The sequence below is a fragment of the Corynebacterium pseudodiphtheriticum DSM 44287 genome (assembly GCF_000688415.1).
Lineage (GTDB): Bacteria > Actinomycetota > Actinomycetes > Mycobacteriales > Mycobacteriaceae > Corynebacterium > Corynebacterium pseudodiphtheriticum.
Genome location: NZ_JIAH01000007.1, coordinates 165,009 through 183,582, shown reverse-complemented (window position 1 = coordinate 183,582; position 18,574 = coordinate 165,009). Strand labels below are relative to the sequence as shown.

16 protein-coding genes are annotated in these 18,574 nt (G+C 51.6%); 3 read left to right on the top strand and 13 right to left on the bottom strand.

Annotation, left to right across the window (positions count from 1 at the left end):
- Positions 1-81 precede the first annotated feature (81 nt).
- Positions 82-1,887 (bottom strand): aspartate--tRNA ligase, encoded by a 1,806-nt coding sequence (gene aspS / locus O146_RS0105785; RefSeq protein WP_027017922.1) that lies wholly within the window; start codon positions 1,885-1,887, stop codon positions 82-84.
- Positions 1,888-2,278: 391 nt separating this feature from the next.
- Here aspS and O146_RS0105780 point away from each other — a divergent pair, with 391 nt between their 5' ends.
- Positions 2,279-3,688, top strand: a complete 1,410-nt coding sequence (locus O146_RS0105780) for an L-serine ammonia-lyase (RefSeq protein WP_023019406.1) — start codon at positions 2,279-2,281, stop codon at positions 3,686-3,688.
- Here the strand turns inward: O146_RS0105780 and hisS are convergent.
- From hisS to tpx, 3 genes are read right to left on the bottom strand one after another with little or no spacing between them, the layout of a single operon-like run.
- Positions 3,685-4,959, bottom strand: a complete 1,275-nt coding sequence (gene hisS, locus O146_RS0105775) for a histidine--tRNA ligase (protein ID WP_027017921.1) — start codon at positions 4,957-4,959, stop codon at positions 3,685-3,687. The genes O146_RS0105780 and hisS overlap by 4 nt on opposite strands.
- Before the next feature lie 11 nt (positions 4,960-4,970).
- Positions 4,971-5,624 carry an MBL fold metallo-hydrolase gene (locus O146_RS0105770; protein WP_027017920.1) on the bottom strand — a complete coding sequence of 218 codons (654 nt, stop codon included), beginning with the start codon at positions 5,622-5,624 and terminating at the stop codon, positions 4,971-4,973.
- Between the two features lie 51 nt (positions 5,625-5,675).
- A complete protein-coding gene (gene tpx, locus O146_RS0105765; RefSeq protein ID WP_027017919.1) occupies positions 5,676-6,176 on the bottom strand; it encodes a thiol peroxidase in 501 nt (166 codons plus the stop codon).
- Between the two features lie 222 nt (positions 6,177-6,398).
- On the opposite strand from tpx, the gene O146_RS0105760 reads away from it, so the two are divergent.
- Together O146_RS0105760 and O146_RS0105755 are read left to right on the top strand one after the other, a co-directional pair.
- Positions 6,399-7,271 (top strand): peptidylprolyl isomerase, encoded by an 873-nt coding sequence (locus O146_RS0105760; RefSeq protein WP_027017918.1) that lies wholly within the window; start codon positions 6,399-6,401, stop codon positions 7,269-7,271.
- 101 nt (positions 7,272-7,372) lie between these two features.
- Positions 7,373-7,714, top strand: coding sequence for a hypothetical protein (locus O146_RS0105755; protein WP_021352556.1), 342 nt, complete (start codon positions 7,373-7,375; stop codon positions 7,712-7,714).
- A gap of 201 nt (positions 7,715-7,915) precedes the next feature.
- Here the strand turns inward: O146_RS0105755 and O146_RS0105750 are convergent, their stop codons facing one another.
- From O146_RS0105750 to ruvC, 9 genes are all read right to left on the bottom strand, one after another.
- Complete coding sequence (locus O146_RS0105750) at positions 7,916-10,207, bottom strand: RelA/SpoT family protein (RefSeq protein WP_027017917.1); 2,292 nt, start codon at positions 10,205-10,207, stop codon at positions 7,916-7,918.
- 18 nt (positions 10,208-10,225) lie between these two features.
- A complete protein-coding gene (locus O146_RS0105745; RefSeq protein ID WP_021352558.1) occupies positions 10,226-10,792 on the bottom strand; it encodes an adenine phosphoribosyltransferase in 567 nt (188 codons plus the stop codon).
- Positions 10,793-10,934: 142 nt separating this feature from the next.
- Positions 10,935-12,707, bottom strand: a complete 1,773-nt coding sequence (locus O146_RS0105740) for an ABC transporter substrate-binding protein (RefSeq protein ID WP_162163371.1) — start codon at positions 12,705-12,707, stop codon at positions 10,935-10,937.
- Positions 12,708-12,756: 49 nt separating this feature from the next.
- Positions 12,757-13,908, bottom strand: coding sequence for a protein translocase subunit SecF (gene secF, locus O146_RS0105735; protein ID WP_021352560.1), 1,152 nt, complete (start codon positions 13,906-13,908; stop codon positions 12,757-12,759).
- Positions 13,901-15,688, bottom strand: coding sequence for a protein translocase subunit SecD (gene secD / locus O146_RS0105730; protein ID WP_064833344.1), 1,788 nt, complete (start codon positions 15,686-15,688; stop codon positions 13,901-13,903). The genes secF and secD overlap by 8 nt, the downstream gene beginning before the upstream one ends.
- 78 nt (positions 15,689-15,766) lie before the next feature.
- Entirely contained in the window at positions 15,767-16,111 is a 345-nt protein-coding gene (gene yajC / locus O146_RS11265) for a preprotein translocase subunit YajC (RefSeq protein WP_051619283.1), read from the bottom strand.
- Between the two features lie 138 nt (positions 16,112-16,249).
- Positions 16,250-17,371: a Holliday junction branch migration DNA helicase RuvB gene (ruvB, locus tag O146_RS0105720; protein WP_023019397.1), complete on the bottom strand. Its 1,122-nt coding sequence runs from the start codon at positions 17,369-17,371 to the stop codon at positions 16,250-16,252.
- Between the two features lie 22 nt (positions 17,372-17,393).
- Complete coding sequence (ruvA, locus tag O146_RS0105715; RefSeq protein WP_023019396.1) at positions 17,394-18,026, bottom strand: Holliday junction branch migration protein RuvA; 633 nt, start codon at positions 18,024-18,026, stop codon at positions 17,394-17,396.
- Positions 18,027-18,033: 7 nt separating this feature from the next.
- On the bottom strand, positions 18,034-18,573 hold the full coding sequence (ruvC, locus tag O146_RS11260) for a crossover junction endodeoxyribonuclease RuvC (protein ID WP_021352566.1): 540 nt from the start codon (positions 18,571-18,573) through the stop codon (positions 18,034-18,036).
- Position 18,574: the final 1 nt, after the last annotated feature.

Sequence of the window (18,574 nt, the reverse complement as noted above, 5' to 3'; positions counted from 1 at the left end):
TTGCAGGCTCTCCGCAACTGGAGAGTGAAATAGCTATCAGCCGCGCGGTGGGAAGAAACCGAAAACAGGCACCGAAAAAGACTAAGCCTTCGGATTTTCTGCCTGCGGTTTTCCGGCCTTCGGCTTATAATCCACTCCGGTTTCCTTACGTTGTGCAGCAGAAATTAGTGCTGGTGCATCAGTCAATGGGTCTACACCGCCACCGGACTTCGGGAACGCAATGACATCACGAATGGAGTCAAATCCGCCGAGCAACGAAACAATACGGTCCCATCCAAAGGCGATTCCACCGTGTGGAGGTGCACCGTAGCTCATAGCTTCCAATAGGAAGCCAAACTTCTCTTGGGCATCTTCCTCGCTGATGCCCATAACCTTGAATACCCGTTCCTGCAGATCTTTGTTGTGGATACGGATCGAACCGCCACCGATCTCGTTGCCATTGCAGACCAGATCATAAGCGTAGGCAGTAGCCTCACCTGGATTCTCATCAAAAGAGTCGATCCATTCTGGCTTTGGGGAGGTGAAAGCATGATGCACCGCGGTCCATTTCGAGTCGCCCAATGCGACATCGCCGTCAGCTACAGCGGCTTCCGCTGGTTCAAACAATGGGGCATCAACAACCCAAACGAACGACCAGTCGCCGTCTTTAATAAGGCCTAGTTTCTGTGCAATCTCATTGCGAGCAGCGCCCAGCAGTGCACGAGAGGACCTGGTATCGCCAGCAGCAAAGAAGATGCAGTCTCCAGGATTCGCTCCAACGTGTGCTGCGATTCCCTCACGTTCTGTCTCGGTGATGTTCTTAGCGACAGGCCCGGATAGCGTGCCGTCTTCACCAACCAAGATATAAGCAAGCCCCTTAGCGCCTCGCTGTTTGGCCCATTCCTGCCAAGCATCTAGCTGTCGCCGTGGCTGGTTGGCCCCTCCGTGCATTACTACTGCGCCGACATATTCGTTCTGAAAGACGCGGAAAGTTGTGTCCTTGAAAAAGTCGGCGCATTCGGTGATCTCAATATCGAAGCGTAGATCTGGCTTATCTGAGCCGTATTTACGCATGGCATCAGCGTAGGTGATGCGTGGAATTGGGCGCGTAATCTCATGTCCGATTAGGTTCCAAAGCTCAGCAGCAATCTCTTCACCCAGGGAAATAACGTCTTCCTGGTCTACGAATGACATTTCGACATCAAGCTGAGTGAACTCTGGCTGCCGATCCGCACGGAAATCTTCATCTCGATAGCAACGCGCGATCTGGTAGTACCGTTCCATGCCTGCAACCATCAACAACTGTTTGAAAAGCTGCGGGGACTGCGGTAGTGCATACCAGGACCCTGGTTTCAGACGTGCTGGCACAACGAAATCCCGTGCGCCTTCAGGCGTGGAACGAGTCAAAGTTGGGGTTTCAATCTCCAAAAAATCATGCTTGTCCAACACGCGGCGGGCAGCCTGATTAGCACGTGAACGCAGTTTCAACGCTTCTGCTTGCTTCTGACGGCGGAGGTCCAGATAGCGGTGACGCAAGCGTGCTTCTTCGCCTACGTCGTTAGACGAAGCATCTTCGACCTGGAATGGCAACGCTTCAGAGGCTGACAAGACCTTGAGCTCAGTGACGTTAACTTCAATCTCACCGGATGACAGGTTTGGGTTTTCCGATCCAGCTGGACGTGGCTCTACTTCTCCGGTGATCGCGATGCAGTATTCCGAACGCAGCGCATGGGCTTGTTCGGCGACCTGTGAATCACGAAATACAGCTTGCACGTATCCAGAATGATCTCGCAGATCGATAAAGATGACGCCGCCGTGGTCACGGCGACGAGCAACCCATCCGGCAAGGGTTACTGAGTTTCCTGCAAGGTCTTTGCCAAGCTGTCCTGCTGAATGTGTGCGCAGCACGATTATCGAAAATCCTTCCATAGGGTCGAATGGTTCTCACGCATTGCTTGTCTCACCGCACCGCAAACGCGTAAGCGGTAACATTAGCGCAACAAGGGGCGCTGAACCATATTTAGACTGTCCCAATCCTACATTGTTTGATTATTACTCTTCACATGCCGGGGTTAATCTGTCGACGAACGAATTTTTCCATGGAGACAGCCTTGTACGCATATTCACGATTTATATTTCGGTCACACAAAATTACGGGAATCTGACACCTAGATAGTTCGGCTCCAAGGCACGTAGACTAGACACCTCAAGCTTCGAAAATTGTTAAACAATTTTTCTTACTCGGTTAGTCCAGCGAAAAGCAAGAGTGCACACCCATAAAAGAATCGAGGGCATCTCTATGACCATAAGTGTGACTGATATTTTCTCCATCGGCATCGGACCATCCTCGTCTCATACGGTTGGCCCCATGCGTGCAGCAAAATCATTCATCAATTCTTTAACGGCCATTCCTCACCGAGTCCAAGCCGAACTCCGTGGTTCCTTAGCCGCTACTGGACGTGGCCATGCCACTGACCGTGCAGTTATTCTTGGCCTCGTCGGCTGGGATCCGCTTGATGTACCACTCGACGCCGAACCCCGAGCAGACCAACCCATTCCAACTAAAGGGTCAGCCACCGGCCCTGATAGGGAAATCCACTACGAACTACGGTTCATTAATGAGCCCCTTCCACAACACCCCAACGCCGTGGTATTTAGCGCATGGGACGCCGAAGGAGAATGTCTTGCCAACGGAATCGAATACTTTTCTGTCGGCGGAGGGTTTATCCTCACGCGAGAAGAGCTAGATAAAGAACTCGAAACAGACAACGAAGTACCTGCCGGTATGGCTGCAGCTGATGGGCAGTCAGAAGTACCATACCCATTTAGGACAGGCGCGGAACTACTGCGCATGTGCGAAGAATCGGGCCGGGAAATTTGGGAACTTGTCGAAGCAAATGAAAAGGCTTTACATAAAGACAACGGTGGCCTGGATTCCGTCAATAACCACTTGACCACTGTGTGGGATGTTATGCGTTCATGCGTAACCGAAGGCATCGCTACCCAAGGACATTTACCTGGCGGATTGCATGTACCGCGCCGTGCACACCGAGTCTATGAGCAGCTTCTCGACGCTGTCGATGACACGTCGCACGGTTTTTCCGCTATGGAATGGGTCAATCTCTACGCGTTAGCAGTAAACGAACAAAATGCTGCAGGCGGTCGTGTGATAACTGCACCCACCAACGGTGCCTGCGGAATCATTCCTGCAGTTTTGCACTACGCCCGCGATTTCCAAGCCAATTTCACCAGGGAATCCGCCCGACGCTACCTGCTAACCGCTGGCGCTATCGGCATGATCATCAAGCAAAATGCCTCAATATCGGGTGCAGAAGTTGGTTGTCAAGGCGAAGTGGGCTCTGCTTCAGCCATGGCCGCTGCAGGAATGGCACAACTACTGGGTTGCACGCCGGCACAAATTGAAAATGCCGCGGAAATAGCACTCGAACACAACCTCGGGTTAACGTGCGACCCAGTCGGTGGATTAGTGCAGATTCCGTGCATTGAGCGCAACGCGATTGGCGGAGTGAAAGCAATCAACGCTGCACGTCTAGCCAAGATCGGCGAAGGTACCCACCATGTCACACTGGACAATGCGATCAATACAATGGCTGAAACTGGCCGCGATATGCTCTCTAAATACAAAGAAACATCCATTGGCGGCCTAGCAAAAACCTTAGGCTTTACAGTCAGTCAGGTCGAGTGCTAACGCAGTTTCTCGAGTAGCCACTTCCCTAGTTGTTCGGCTGGGACTTCGGTTTGTTGGTGCGCAGCAAGGTCTTTAACCGCCACCACGCCCTCGGCTAACTCTGCCTCGCCAAGCACCAAGGCATAGGCCGCGCCGGAACGGTTAGCAGCTTTCATGGCCCCTTTCATTCCTTTGCCCCCGTAGGCCATATCCGCAGAAATACCCTCTTGCCTTAAAGAGTTCAGCAACAGTGGCATGCGAGCACCGGCGACTTCGCCCAACGGAACACCAAAAACCTCAACTCTCTGTTCAGTTCCTTTCAGCGTGATACCTTCGGCCTCCAATGCCAGGATCGCGCGGTCAACTCCCAGACCGAAGCCTATACCTGACAGTTCCTGTCCGCCGAGTTGAGCCATCAGCCCGTCGTAACGGCCGCCACCACCAATGCCCGATTGTGCACCCAAACCATCGTGGACGAATTCGAAGCAAGTCTTCGTGTAATAATCCAAACCACGAACCATACGAGGGTTAATCGTGTATTCGATTCCCATCTCATCCAGATAGTTCGTTACCGCATCGAAGTGAGCACGGCACTCGTCGTTAAGGTAATCCAGCATTAGGGGCGCGTCGGCAAGCTGACTTTGCACCGTTTCACGCTTATCATCCAGTACTCGTAAAGGATTGATTTCAGCACGCTTACGAGTCTCCTCATCTAAATCTAGCTGAAACAAGAAATCCTGCAGCTTCTGACGGTATTGCGGACGACAATTGTGGTCACCCAAACTAGTGATTTCCAAACGGTAACCACGGAGACCAAGCGCTTTATATGCCCGATCTGCAATCGCTATTACTTCAGCGTCCAGTGCAGGATCATCTGTACCAATCGCCTCAACGCCAACTTGTTGGAGCTGCCGATAGCGACCTGCTTGTGGCCGTTCATAGCGAAAGAACGGCCCATTGTATACCAATTTCGCTGGCAGAGGACCACGATCGAGACCATGCTGGATGACAGCACGCACCACCCCCGCAGTACCTTCCGGACGTAAAGTCACAGAACGATCACCACGGTCTGCGAAAGTATACATCTCTTTCGATACCACGTCGGTTGATTCACCTACGCCTCGGGCGAAAAGCTGTGTATCTTCAAAAATCGGGAGCTCAATATGCTCGAATCCTGCTAAACGAGCATGATGCACTAACGTGTCACGTACTTTCGCAAACGTCGCTGACTGTGGCGGAACATAATCTGGCACACCCTTCGGGGCTGCTGCTTTGAATTTCGAAGTACTCACAGGCAACCAGTTTAGCCCCTATACTCCGCTAAGAATGGATTGGTAGCCTTCTCGTATTTCATTACGGTTGTAGGACCGTGACCAGGCAAGACGGCTAGCTCATCAGGCAAAACTGCGACAACCTCACGCAAAGAAGAAATCATTGCCTGCTGATCTGAAAAAGGCAGATCAGTCCGACCGATAGCTCCCCGAAACAGCACGTCACCAGAGAAAATAACGTCTTCGTTTTGCAACATCACACAGCCAGGTGAATGTCCTGGCGCGTGGACCACACGAAAATGGTGTCCCAGCAATTCGAGCGATATTGGTTCGTTGCGCGAACCTGGGGTTCCGATAATACGCAAGTCTTTAATCGGGACCATGTTAGCTACGTCGAATAGCGCCTGCATCTGGGACGGGAGCTCGGTCATATCATTCAACCAGAATTCATCAGCAGCATGAATATAAACCGGAATATCGAATTTCGCGGCTAAATCACCGGCGGATCGCGTGTGGTCAAAATGCCCATGGGTCAGAAAAACCGCCTCGAGCTGCAACGATTCAGTTGCTTGCACGACGCGGTCTACAGCATGCATTCCGGGATCAACCACGATCGCACGCCCATTATCTGAAACAATATAACAGTTGGTTTTATACGGCCCTGCAGCAAATCCAGAAATCTCCATGGGCAGATTTTAACGGATTATTGCCGGGCCACCGCGCTGTCGTATACAGAGCTATTTCTGTAACGCTTCCAAAGCGGCGTCGTAATTAGGCTCAGAGGTAATTTCCTCTACAAGCTCCACGTGGGTGATGGTGTGCTGCGCATCAGCGACGATCACGGTGCGAGCGAGCAATCCCTTCAGCGGGGATCCCTCGAGTGTGACGCCATAATCCTTGCCAAAGCTGGAGCGGAAGACCGAGCCCGTTTTAACGTTATCGATGCCTTCTGCATCGGTAAACCGACCGTGTGCCATTGGCAAATCCGCGGAAATTCCCAAAACGGCAGCGTCCTCGAGACTGGCAGCTTCTTCATTGAAACGACGCACAGAAGTTGCACAAACACCCGTGTCCAAGGACGGGAAAATATTGAGAACTAGCTTCTTGCCAGAGAAATCCGCCAAAGAAAATTCCTGCAGGTCGGAGCCAACAACGGTAAAGTCAGGCAGCTTGTCACCGACCTTTGGCAGCTCTCCGACGGTAGCAGTTTCTTCATCGTGAAATTTAGTAGTAGCCATGCCCACAATAGTAATCATGGCTAGGAAATCCCGCCACCATTTGGGTGGCCATTGTATTCATTTCTGACTTATCGGCAGCAAGTCGCAGGTGGTCTGTCATGAAATCCTCAGTGCTATTGAAGATATTGCAAAGACTTATGCTCCCCAACTGTCAGCCATATTCGTTAAACTCTTCGCAGATGCCTAGGCTCAGGACAGTAACCGCTAGTAGAAAGTCCAACAGTGGAAAAGAAACAACAAAACAACCAACAACGAGGCGCAGAATCGCTTGACGAACTCGACAAAGCGCTCAAGTCTCGCGAACGTAAAGAAAAATCCCGCCCTTTGGGAATAGCAGCGATCGCAGCACTCGCAATCGTCGTTTTAGTGGGAGGCATTTGGTTATTGGCAACCCGGGACGGTGACGAGGCGGATCTTACTGCAGAAGAAGAAAGCACAACCCCAGACGCTCCAGATGTAGAGCCCCTCGCATTGGAGCGCTCCGAAAAACTTCCCCAAACCGTGACTTGCACCTATGAGAAGCGCGACGCCGAAAATGGGGCTTCCGACGCAGGCATTCCGGATACGGATGAAGTTTCTGCACGGGGGCACGTAAATGTCACGTTGGAAACCTCGCAGGGCGAAATCGGCATGGAGCTTGACCGCGAAGTGGCGCCATGCACGGTGAATGCAATCGAACATTTGACAAGCGCGGGGTACTACGATGACACCGTCTGCCACCGCCTGACTACTTCTGGAATCCACGTCTTGCAATGCGGCGATCCAACAGGCCAAGGTTCCGGCGGTCCGGGATTCCAGTTCGCCAACGAATACCCAACTGATGAATTTGGAGATGAAGCCGCGTCAACTCAAGTTGTATACCCCCGTGGATCCATTGCCATGGCTAACGCAGGCGCCGGCACCAATGGTTCACAGTTCTTCCTGAACTATAAAGATTCCCCGCTACAAGCCAATTACACCTACTTCGGACAAATCAACGACGAGGGACTGAAGACATTGGACGCAATTGCGCAAGCCGGCACCGAGGACGGCTCCGGTGACGGTACACCATCTGAAGAAGTCCGAATCAAGAAAGCTGTTGTACAGGAGTCTTAAACAATCTGACATCTCCTAGTGAAAACACTTGCAAGCAGAGAGGAACCTGCGTTATGCTGAGCAAAGTCCAGACACATCTAGTTCTAAGGAATTCAGGCAATATGAAGTTTTCCCCTCGCAAGGCAGTTTTGGCCGGCGCAACTGCCCTCGCACTGTCCACTACTGCCCTGACTGCCGCTCCAGCTATCGCTGTTGAGGGACAGCCTGCTCAGAACAAAACTGCAACATTTAGCTCTAACATCTCTGAGACCTTCGCCGGCTCTTCAAATGATGCAGACACCAAAGAATCCGGAACTGGCGCCAAGGAGACCGGCAACGGCTCTTCAACCGGCGAAGGTGGATTCAACTTTGATAGCTTCAACAAAATCTTGAAGGCCATCTCCGGTGTCGTTGGCGTTGCCAGCACGATCTTCGCTTTCTTGAAGAGCTTGAAGGTAATCTAACCAGAGGCTAACGAGGCATAAGCCCGTTAACAATTCTCGACTTAACGCGTTATTTCGGGCGTTCCCGGATAAAATAAGTCTAGATCATGGTTGATCTATAACAAGGGGACTCGTTGAGCAGTTGTACTGCTCAACGAGTCCCCTTTGTTTTGCGATGGTGAATCAATTACGGCCGACGAGAGAAAATCATCGGCCTAATTACTAGGCTGTCACCCGGTAAACGTCGAATACGCCCTCAGTGTTTCGCAGAGTATTCATCAAGGCTCCCAGCTGTTTGCTGCCCGAAACAGTAAAGGTAAACCGGACCGTCGCCACATGGTCTTCCGAACTTTGCGAATTCATCGAAAGCACTGACAACGAAGATTTCTGAAAAATCCCGGTCAGGTCATACAAAAGCCCCTGCCGATCTAGCGCCTCCAACTGCAAGGTGGCACTAAAGGCCCCCTCAGTATCAACGTTATTCGCCCAACTGACTTCAAGCACACGTTCTGGCTCATCGCGCAATTTAGTCGCGTTAGTACAATCAGCACGGTGCACCGATACGCCCCCACCCCGCGTGATAAAACCAAAAATTTCATCGCCGGGAACAGGCTGACAACACTTAGCAATTTTTGCCAGCACATCCGGATTGCCCTCGACCAAAATCCCGCTACGATTGTGATCTTGATGGGCTGCCTGCTGTTTGGATTGCAATAGTTCGCTCAATGGCGTGCGGTCTGCCAGTGCATCCACGGCATCTTCTTGGTCGCCGAACATTGCCATAAGTTGGTTCGCGACGTGCTGTGCCGACACATGACCAGCGCCAATTGCAGTATAAAGGGCATCGATGTCTGGGTAATGCAGCTGAGTAGCTACCTGCTTCATGGAGCTAGTCGTAAAAAGACGATGCATTGGAAGCCCGCCACGTTGGATCTCTGCCGCCAACGCATCCCTACCGGCCTCTAGATGCACCTCACGCATCTCTTTCGCAAACCACTGCCGGATATTTGCTCGAGCCCTCGGCGAAACTACAAAGTTCTGCCAGTCACGAGATGGCCCCGCATTGGGATCTTTTGAGGTAAAAATTTCCACGCGGTCGCCCGATTTTAACGCAGATTCCAAAGCCACCAGTTTTCCGTTAACTTTGGCACCGATGCAACGATGACCGACCTCAGTATGCACCGTATATGCAAAATCAACTGGAGTTGACCCAGCGGGAAGAGTTATAACGTCGCCCTTCGGCGTAAAGGCAAAAATCTGGCTGGAGGTAAGGTCATAACGTAAAGAATCCAAAAATTCGTTTGGATCAGCCGCTTCTTTCTGCCAGTCCAACAGTTGACGCATCCACGCCATTTGATCTACTTCGGCATCTTTGCCGCTGTTTTTTCCTTTAAGCTCTTTGTAACGCCAGTGTGCAGCTACCCCATACTCGGCGTTATGATGCATTTCATGCGTCCGTATTTGCACTTCTAATGGCTTACCTGCACCAGAAATTACCGTAGTGTGCAAAGACTGATAAACCCCGAACCTCGGCTGGGCAATATAATCTTTGAATCTGCCCGGCAAAGCAGAATACAAACCATGAACCACGCCAATCGCCGCGTAGCAACTATTGACGTCGTTGACCAAAATACGAATACCAACCAGATCAAAGATCTCGGCAAATTCGCGACCTCGAACGATCATTTTTTGGTAGACCGACCAGTAATGCTTCGGGCGGCCACGTACTTCGGCTTCGATACCATTGGCCTTCAGCGTCGAAGAAACTTCGTTAGTAGTTTCTTTCAATACACGATCGCGCTGGGGAGCTCGATCTGCAATCATTCGGACGATTTCGTCATATTTCTTCGGGTAAAGAATGGCAAAAGCCAGATCTTCTAGTTCCCATTTTACCGAGGCCATACCCAGTCGGTGCGCCAGTGGGGCGATGATTTCTAGGGTTTCACGCGCTTTTTTTGCCTGTTTCTCAGGGGGCAAAAAGCGCATGGTGCGCATATTATGCAGGCGGTCGGAGACTTTAATTACCAACACACGCGGATCTTTAGACATTGCGACAATCATCTTCCTGATCGTCTCCGCTTCTGCACCACTTCCGAAAGCTAGTTTATCCAGTTTTGTGACGCCATCGACCAGCCGCGTAACCTCAGTTCCAAAATCACGTGTCAGGTCCTCCAACGAATAATCGGTGTCCTCAACCGTATCGTGCAGCAATGCAGCCACCACGGTTGTGGTATCCATGCCAATCTCGGCGGCGATGGTCGCCACAGCTAGCGGATGCGTGATATAAGGATCACCTGAATTACGGGTTACCCCCTCATGCAATCGTTCAGCCGTCTCGTAGGCTCGATTGATAACATCAGCGTCAGCTTTTGGATGAAATTCGCGGTGAATCGACATCAATGGTTCCAGTACAGGTTTGATCTTCACCTTGCCTGAAGTCAATGATCTCGCGAGGCGCGCGGACATGCTGCGCACACTCGGTGACGGCCGTTTCGCTGCTTTGTTGTCAGTCATAGATGGCCTTTCCGGAAATTAGCGTCCTCTGTTGGGATAGATAACTACTAGGTTATCGCCGCCAAGCTGTTCCCGCCCACCCAAACCGGGTATTTCTAAAATCACAACGTTAGCCACCACATTCGCTCCGCACGTAGCAAGCAGTTTGGCTGCAGCGCCGAGGGTACCCCCTGTCGCTAAGATATCGTCGACAAGTGCAACGTTTTTGTCAGAAAGCTCAATTCCGTTCGCAGGAACTTCCAAAGCAGCCTCGCCATATTCCAGGCTGTATTCTTGGCTGTGCACTGGTGGAGGAAGCTTCCCTTGCTTGCGTATCGCAAGAATTCCTAGTCCCAATTTATATGCAACTGCAGACCCCAACAAGAAACCACGTGCATCCAGACCACCAATGATTTCCGCACCTGCAGCTTGGCACTGTTCTGCGACCGCGTCGACTAATTGTGCAAAAGATTCGGGGTCCGCGAGCACGGGAGTCAAGTCTTCAAACACGATTCCGGGCTGCGGAAAATCGTGGACCCGACGAATCTTTTTCTCCAGAACGTTCTGGGCTCCGACGAGAGTGTTGGTTCTAGTAAATTCAGTCACAGTCTGTATTCCAATGTTGGCGGTTTAGTAGTCCTCGTTACCAAGCCTGTGTTCAGGGCTAAGCAACAACACGTTTGACGTTAGCGAAGAATGAAACTGGAAGGTGGTTATTCCCAATCTCGCCAGTTGCTTTGCGAGTAATCTAACGCGATATCCACCAGCGATCCATATTCCAGCCTATCGCCGATTCACCAGTATAAGGCACAGCATTAACGACATCTCGGTTGATAACAAATACTCGAGGTTGCGCTGCCAGTGGAATCGTATGCATCTGCTCCCACATTCTTTTCTCCGCATCACGTAGAGCATTAACATCGTCGGTATGTACCGTCGCTCCCACATCGAGATTTGGCGGATAAATCGCACCTAGGTAGGCATCAATCTTCTGTCCGGAGATATTTTCTGCTGCATCTGCAGTATCTTCAGCGTTTTCGGCACTCGAAGCCCCCTCATCGATCACCGAGTTTCCTAGTGCTTCCACACCTTCGGGGTTGTCCCCCCGGGCGGAAGTCGCGTCGGTAAAAGGTCCGTCGCTACGATGCAAATCCTCTGCGGTCGTCTCGGGAACTGATACGTCCACAACCTCGATACCGGCTGGCCTACATAATTCGGCTATTTTTTCCACCATTTTGGCGAGCCGTTGATCTTGTCCACGATAGCCTATGCGAATTGTCTCGCCGGCTAATTCTCGAGCCACCTCCATATTTACCGCACGATGCGGATCAGAAATATCCCGCAAATGTTGGCGGGCAGGATCCTCATGTTCAACGCTCTGCCATAAAACAGCACCGACATCCACTCCAGATGCCGCAGAAGATGCGGCTGCAACTGCTTCCTGGTCAATACACGCAGCAAATGCACGACGCTTCGGTGCTTCGGCAAAGATGCCATTATCCGAAAGCAACAACGCGTCGGTGAGCTCGCCGACTTCCGGGAAGACATCGAACTTATTGCCTGCAGCATTACGGTCCAACCAATCCGGTTCAACCTCGCTGACATCGACGATATCCAAGGAATCGCGTTCTAGTAATGCGGCCGTCTCAGCTCTTGCGGGCCAGACCGCAAGACTTCCTAGCTGAGTATTATCCCCGTAATAAGTCTCATTCCGAGTCAAGATTGCTGCGCCGTCATCAGTGACGTGATCAATAAGAAACGGCCCAAAAGAAACTTGCAATAACGGGTCGAAATTCGCGAGGTCAAAACCTTCTGACCAAATTTTGGCAGGCTCCAATAATGCTTGCGCATCACGATTCTGCAACGCATTATGTAACGCAGCCAAAGGCATCCCCGCCCGCGACGCAATCGCGTGCGCGGGCAGCACCGTGCCCGGAGAGAATAGTTCACGCCACCGCAGTCCGGTCCCTTCAGCTAACTTGACGACGAAGCGTGAAGAATTCGGCTGGCATTCAAACTCCTCGATGTGCTGCATCAATGGTAGTTGCGAATCGAATAATTCCGTCATCACGCCAGCAGTATAAGTGAGCAAGAAATCGGAGCACGTCACAGGCGCACCATCCGAGAATTGAGCGTTCTCAGCAATGGTGTAAATGACCTGTGGCTTTAGACCCGGCAAAAAACGCGTGCTAATCAGATCACTATTTTGAATAAACTGCCCATGTGGTCCCGGAACATGGACTCCTGGGTACAGGCGAGCAGACAACTGTTGCGCAGCTGTTGAACTACCGGTGATCGAACCTGCGTTCGTGGTCGTCAACGGTGATGACGATTGGTAATTAAGCTCCTGTGTTCCGTCGTCAACAGTTGTGATCCACCCTGGGCGGTCCACGGCCTCCGGTGCTGGCTCATCTGCACACGCTGTTAACGTTGCCCCCAGCGCCAACGAAACCGCTAATGCCCCGAAGCGACTTACTCCACGGCGGGGACATAACGTTTCCGAATTTCGAGAATACGTCATAGGGTGGTCGTTCCTCATCATTATCAAGTCTCGCGTTTGCTTACGAGACCTACTCCGGGCGCCAGGTGCTACCACCGCTATTACGAAGGCGACCATCGTCATCTGGCTTTGGGGCAGCGACCGGGGCTACCTCAGGCGGAGCAAAGGTACGATGCTCAATGTTATCCCCGTCGGTATCAGGGTCCATACTGTGATCCTGATGTTTTTCTGCAGCACGATAGTCGGCAACTTCTTGGTTGTGTTTCTTAATTTTCTTGCTCCGATTCACCAGCGATACCAACAACGGTGTTGCTAGGAAAATCGACGAGAAAATTCCCTCGATCACACCAATAAGCTGTACCAAGGCCAAATCGCGCAGCGTTCCAATTCCCATCAACCATACGGCGACCACGAATAGCGCAATAATCGGCAATGCAGAGATCACCGAGGTGGAAATCGAACGCATCACTGTCTGATTAATTGCTCTATTAGCTTCTTCGCTGTACGTTGCTCGCCGAGAAGCAGTAACACCCTCAGTATTTTCGTTCACTTTATCGAAAACGATGACCGTGTCATAGATGGAGAATGTCAACACGGTGAGCAAGCCAATGATGACTGCAGGTGATACTTCGAAACCGAACAACGAATAAATACCGGCAATCACGATGCCGTCCACGACCAATGCCCCCATAGCAGCAACGGCCATATACTTTTGCAGGCGGAACGCGACATAAATCGTGGCAAACACTAGGAAAACCACCATCGACAGCAGCATGCGATGGGTGATCGTATCGCCCCAAGATTCAGAAACCGTAGAATCACCAATCGCATCCGGAGACGGAGCGCCAGTGTGGTCAAGCGGCTCGTGTTTTTCATAGATAGCCAGGCGCGCTTCGTCGATTTGGGCTTGTGAGAGGTGTTCGGAAGTAATCTCGAGAGTTTCGGAATCACCGGATCCAACGATTTGTGTAACCTCTGGTTCGATCCCTGTTGCTTCAACAAAAGTTGCCTCAACCTCTTCCGCAACAAGATCACCGGCCGGCATGGTCATCCTAGTGCCGCCCTGGAAATCAATCGACATTGAAAAACCGCGGAACAGCATTGACCCCAAACTAATGAGGATCAAAGCGACGGTAATAATGTAGAAAATCTTGGTACGCCCGATGAAATCGACGCCGCCGTCACCAGTAGTCAAGCGGTTAACAAGAGATTGTTTAGCCATGGGTTTTCTCCTCGCCCGCTTCTTCAGATTCCGTACGCCGCTCTTCGACGAGGTCATAGACCTTTCCTAGTCCATTAACTTGTGGTTTAGCCCAGAACGGCTTCCGTGCCGCCATGATCATCAATGGTGCCGTCACCAAGAACGACACGACGATATCAAATACAGTTGTGATGCCCAGCGTAAATGCAAAGCCTTTGACGTCGCCTACTGCGAGGAAATAAACCACGACGGAACCAATGAGCGTTACAACGTTTCCTGTGACAATTGTGCGCTTTGCACGATCCCATGCTCGTGGAGCTGCAGATCGGAACGTTCTCCCTTGCAGTAGTTCATCTTTAATGCGCTCATAAAGCACCACGAAAGAATCGGCTGCTGTCGCGATACCGATAATCAGACCCGCGATTCCCGAAAGATCTAGCGAATAACCAATCCAGCGCCCCAAAAGTACAATTGCGGCATACGTAATCAAGCCAGCTGCTGCGAGGGACACCAGAGAAATTAGCGCAAGCAGTCGGTAATAATAGAAAACAAAAACTGCGATTAGAGCAAGACCGACTAGCCCGGCAATCAATCCTGCCTTCAGTGCAGCTTGTCCCAGCGACGGTGGCACTGTTTCCGCAGTACCACCTGGCGTACCGTCTTCACCAACGAAGGAAAGTGGCAGCGCACCATAACGCAAGTTGTTGGCTAATTCTTGAGCTTCCTCCTGGCTGAACTGGCCAGTAATTGACGTGGTAGAGCCATAGGGAGTTACGCCCTGGATCACTGGCGCCGAGATCACGTTCGAGTCCAAAGTGATCGCGATCTGTTGTTGTAGGTATTCTTGCGTCAAATCAGCCCAGGTTTGTGCGCCTGATGGCCCCGAGCCTGTTTTGAACGCAAAAGAAATTTCCATCTGACCGCTGTGCTGATTGAAACCACCATTGATTGGACTATTAGTGTCAATCTCGTTACCCGTTAGCCGGGGTCCGTCTGAGTCAGTTATGCCATTCAGCAAAGGAGCAGGTTGCAGCAAGTATGGATGGCCTTGATCATAGTCACAGGTAACTAGTGGACGTGCGGGATCATCAGCACCAGACAACGGGTCAACATCTGCATCACAGGTCATCAGTGCGCTAGCGGCTGCTTGCGTCGTAGGATCTTCTGATTGCCGATCTTCAATCAGCATCTCGGTAGTCTTTTCCCTACGTTCTGCTTGTTCTAAGGAGTTCGCAGGCTCCGGTTTGGGTTTCGTAGTAATTTTAGGTTTTTCCGCTAGGTTCACACCCGCAGTTGCTTCACTTTGGCCTTCTTGTTCTTCGAAAGCCGCATAGATACGGTCGATGGTTCCTTCTGCATGCGTCTTGTCTATTAAATCGTATTCCACCCACCGATTTGCCATATCTCCAAGAATTTCAGCCAATTTTGCTGGGTTTGGAGATGGCTGTTGGGCAACCGGACGGAACAACAACTGAGAAGTCTGACCAACAGCCCGGGCCTGTGCCGTGTCTTCGCCCGGCACAGTGATAACGAGCGTGTTCCCGTCAGCGACCACCTGGGCTCCAGAGACTCCCATGCCGTTGACGCGTTGTTCCAAAATCGCGCGCGCTTGGTCTAGCTGATCCTGAGTTGGTTCATCACCTTGTGGCACCAGCGTCACGCGGGTGCCACCCTGTAAGTCAATGCCTAAGCGAGGCGCCGCTTGGCGATCCCCAGTAAATAAAATGAGGGAAAACAACGCCACGGTGACGAGGATAAACCAGGCTAAAGCCTTAACAGGCCAGCTACGGGAATTTCCCACGTGTTTGGCCTTATTTGTTAATTCCGGCAAGGGTGTCTCTCCTGAAGAACGATTTGAACCAATGAGGTATTTCTTTAGTTAACGGTCGCGCTCATCATTTTCTGGGTGATGTGCACCATTAGCTGTCGAGGTGTTATCTGCCGGGCTTACCTGATCTGCCGGGCTTACCTGATCTGCCGGGCGAAGAATCGCGATCTTCTCCATAGTGACTTCAACGCCGTGAGCCAGTTCTCCAGTCACAGTGGTTTCACCGATGTCGGTCAGCACCAAGTGAATTCCTCCAGCCGAAATCACGCGGTCACCAGGGTTTAAAGCTTGTTGAAAACTACGTAGCTCTTCTTGCTGTTTCCGCTGTTTGCGCATCATGAAAAAGGAAGGGAGTAGGAACAAGGCTAAAAGAGCAATGATCAGAATAATATCCATGCTCCATAGTGTGCCAGACACGGTTAAGGCAATGCTACTTAGCCATGATCGCTGATCATTGTCAGCCTCTACGGAGGTTATCGAACACAAGAGCCTGCCGTTACCGCACCGAATTTCTGCGCTCGATGGTGAAACGACTTAGTCGTACTGGCCGAGTGCGGTTTCTGGTGGTTCCAATCCAAGATGACGCCACGCACGGGCGGTAGCTACCCTTCCACGGCCAGTTCGCGCTAATAGCCCTGCACGAACTAAGTAGGGCTCACATACTTCTTCGACAGTTGCGGATTCTTCGCCGACAGCAACTGCCAGTGTGTTAACACCGACCGGGCCACCGCCGTGCCCTTTGACCAAGGCGTCTAAAACTGCTCTGTCGAGTCTGTCTAAACCAAGTTCATCAACATCAAACACGTCTAAAGCTCCTCGTGCCGATGCTAAATCAATGCGACCCGAGCCATGCACATCAGCGTAGTCACGGACGCGGCGCAACAGACGGTTAGCAATACGTGGAGTTCCCCGCGAACGTGATCCGATTTCGATTGCAGCGTCATGGTCAATGTCGACCTGCAATATTGTTGCGGTGCGTTCGATCACCTCTGTGAGATCTTCGGTGTCATAGAACTCCATTTGGGCATTAAACCCGAATCGATCTCGCAATGGGCCGGTAAGCATTCCGGCACGAGTTGTGGCGCCGACAAGCGTGAACGGAGGAATTTCTAGTGGAATAGACGTCGCACCCGGTCCCTTGCCGACGATGACATCAATGCGGAAGTCTTCCATGGCCATGTACAACATCTCTTCTGCTGAGCGTGCCATGCGATGTATCTCATCGATGAACAACACATCGCCCTCGATAAGATTCGATAACATCGCTGCCAAGTCACCCGCTCGTTCTAACGCAGGACCAGAGGTCATGCGTAAGCTGGATCCTAGCTCGCCAGCGATGATCATTGCCATGGTAGTTTTTCCCAAACCCGGCGGTCCAGAAAGTAAGACATGGTCAGGAGTAACGTTCCGTCCACGTGCGCCATCGAGCACAAGCGAGAGCTGTTCACAGACCTTCGGTTGGCCAATAAATTCGTGCAAGCTCTTCGGGCGTAGTGAACGCTCAATGTCTTGCTCACCGCTATGCCGATGCGGGTCCACTGCAGCATCTTTTGACCGGATGCCCTTTGCAGAAGTCGCAGCGCCACCGCCATGAATCTCGCTATGTGAAGCTAAACCTTGGGGCAATTCAAATTCTGTGCGTTCTATATCTGACATTATTCACCAGCTCATTTCCGGATTATTTTTTCGGCCCCAGCTCGGCAAGTGCGCCGCGTAACGCAGCCGACGAATCCGCGTCTGGTTGTTGTCTCAGAACCCGATCCACAACACCGGCTGCTTGCTTTTCACTGAAGCCCAATCCAACCAGCGCTTCCACAACGTGGTCAGCTATCCCCGCCTGGGCATTCTCTGCAAAATCTGTAGTGGAATCGCTCTTAGCGCTCAATGTTCCTTCGACCTCTGCTGGTTGCCATTGCGCTACTTTATCTTTCAGCTCGACAATTAATCTCTCAGCTACCCGCTTGCCAATTCCCGGGATACGCTGCAGGGTTTTTGCTTCGCCGGTGGAAATTGCGATCGCAAGTTCTTCGGCGTTCAGCACAGCCAATGCTGTCATGGCCAGTTTCGGTCCAAAACCAGACACCGTTTGCAATACGGTGAACATTTCTTGGTCACCGATATCGCTAAAGCCATACAACGTCATTGAATCTTCTCTGACCGCAAGCGTAGTCAAAATTGACGTCTGTTCACCCAGGTTAAGACTGGCGAGAGTCTTCGGTGTAGCTATCACCCGGTAACCGACACCCGCGCACTCTATAACGGCGGCATTCAAGCCAATATCGATTACTGTTCCACGTAAAGAGGCGATCATAGTCAGGTTAGGAATCTTTCTCTAGTGATTTGTGTAACAGCTGGCGTCTCTGGGCTAAGGCTGGCGCACGCCAACAGTGACAAATAGCCAAGGCGAGGGCGTCTGCCGCATCTGCAGGTTTTGGGGCTTCAGACAAGCCCAGAATTCGTTTAACCATGGCCGTCATTTGCTTTTTATCCGCCCGGCCATTTCCTGTAATAGCTTTTTTCACTTCGGAAGGCGTGTACATATCTACCGGCAGTCCACGTTCCGCAGCTGCCAATATCAAGACCCCCACGGCATGTGCTGTGTGCATGACTGTCGAGACGTTGCCGCGCTCAAATAAACGCTCAATGGCGACAACGTCCGGCTGATAATCATCGATCCATTCTCCTACGGCGTTCGAGATGCGGAGGAGACGATCAGTCAACGGAGCGTCGCTGGGGGTACGAATTACGCCTACGGACACCGGATAAATAGCTCGGCCTTTACCCGATTGCACAACGGATAGTCCACAGCGCGTTAGCCCTGGGTCAATCCCCATGACGCGTAGCCCTGCCAAATTCATC

Excerpts from the sequence above, each read along its gene's own strand:
- ruvA (WP_023019396.1), bottom strand. The coding sequence starts at position 18,026 with ATGATCGCCTCTTTACGTGGAACAGTAATCGATATTGGCTTGAATGCC.
- O146_RS0105750 (WP_027017917.1), bottom strand. The coding sequence starts at position 10,207 with ATGACTGACAACAAAGCAGCGAAACGGCCGTCACCGAGTGTGCGCAGC.
- ruvB (WP_023019397.1), bottom strand. The coding sequence starts at position 17,371 with ATGTCAGATATAGAACGCACAGAATTTGAATTGCCCCAAGGTTTAGCT.
- O146_RS0105755 (WP_021352556.1), top strand. The coding sequence starts at position 7,373 with ATGAAGTTTTCCCCTCGCAAGGCAGTTTTGGCCGGCGCAACTGCCCTC.
- O146_RS0105740 (WP_162163371.1), bottom strand. The coding sequence starts at position 12,707 with ATGACGTATTCTCGAAATTCGGAAACGTTATGTCCCCGCCGTGGAGTA.
- tpx (WP_027017919.1), bottom strand. The coding sequence starts at position 6,176 with ATGGCTACTACTAAATTTCACGATGAAGAAACTGCTACCGTCGGAGAG.
- O146_RS0105780 (WP_023019406.1), top strand. The coding sequence starts at position 2,279 with ATGACCATAAGTGTGACTGATATTTTCTCCATCGGCATCGGACCATCC.
- secF (WP_021352560.1), bottom strand. The coding sequence starts at position 13,908 with ATGGCTAAACAATCTCTTGTTAACCGCTTGACTACTGGTGACGGCGGC.
- O146_RS0105770 (WP_027017920.1), bottom strand. The coding sequence starts at position 5,624 with ATGGAGATTTCTGGATTTGCTGCAGGGCCGTATAAAACCAACTGTTAT.
- ruvC (WP_021352566.1), bottom strand. The coding sequence starts at position 18,573 with ATGAATTTGGCAGGGCTACGCGTCATGGGGATTGACCCAGGGCTAACG.
- yajC (WP_051619283.1), bottom strand. The coding sequence starts at position 16,111 with ATGGATATTATTCTGATCATTGCTCTTTTAGCCTTGTTCCTACTCCCT.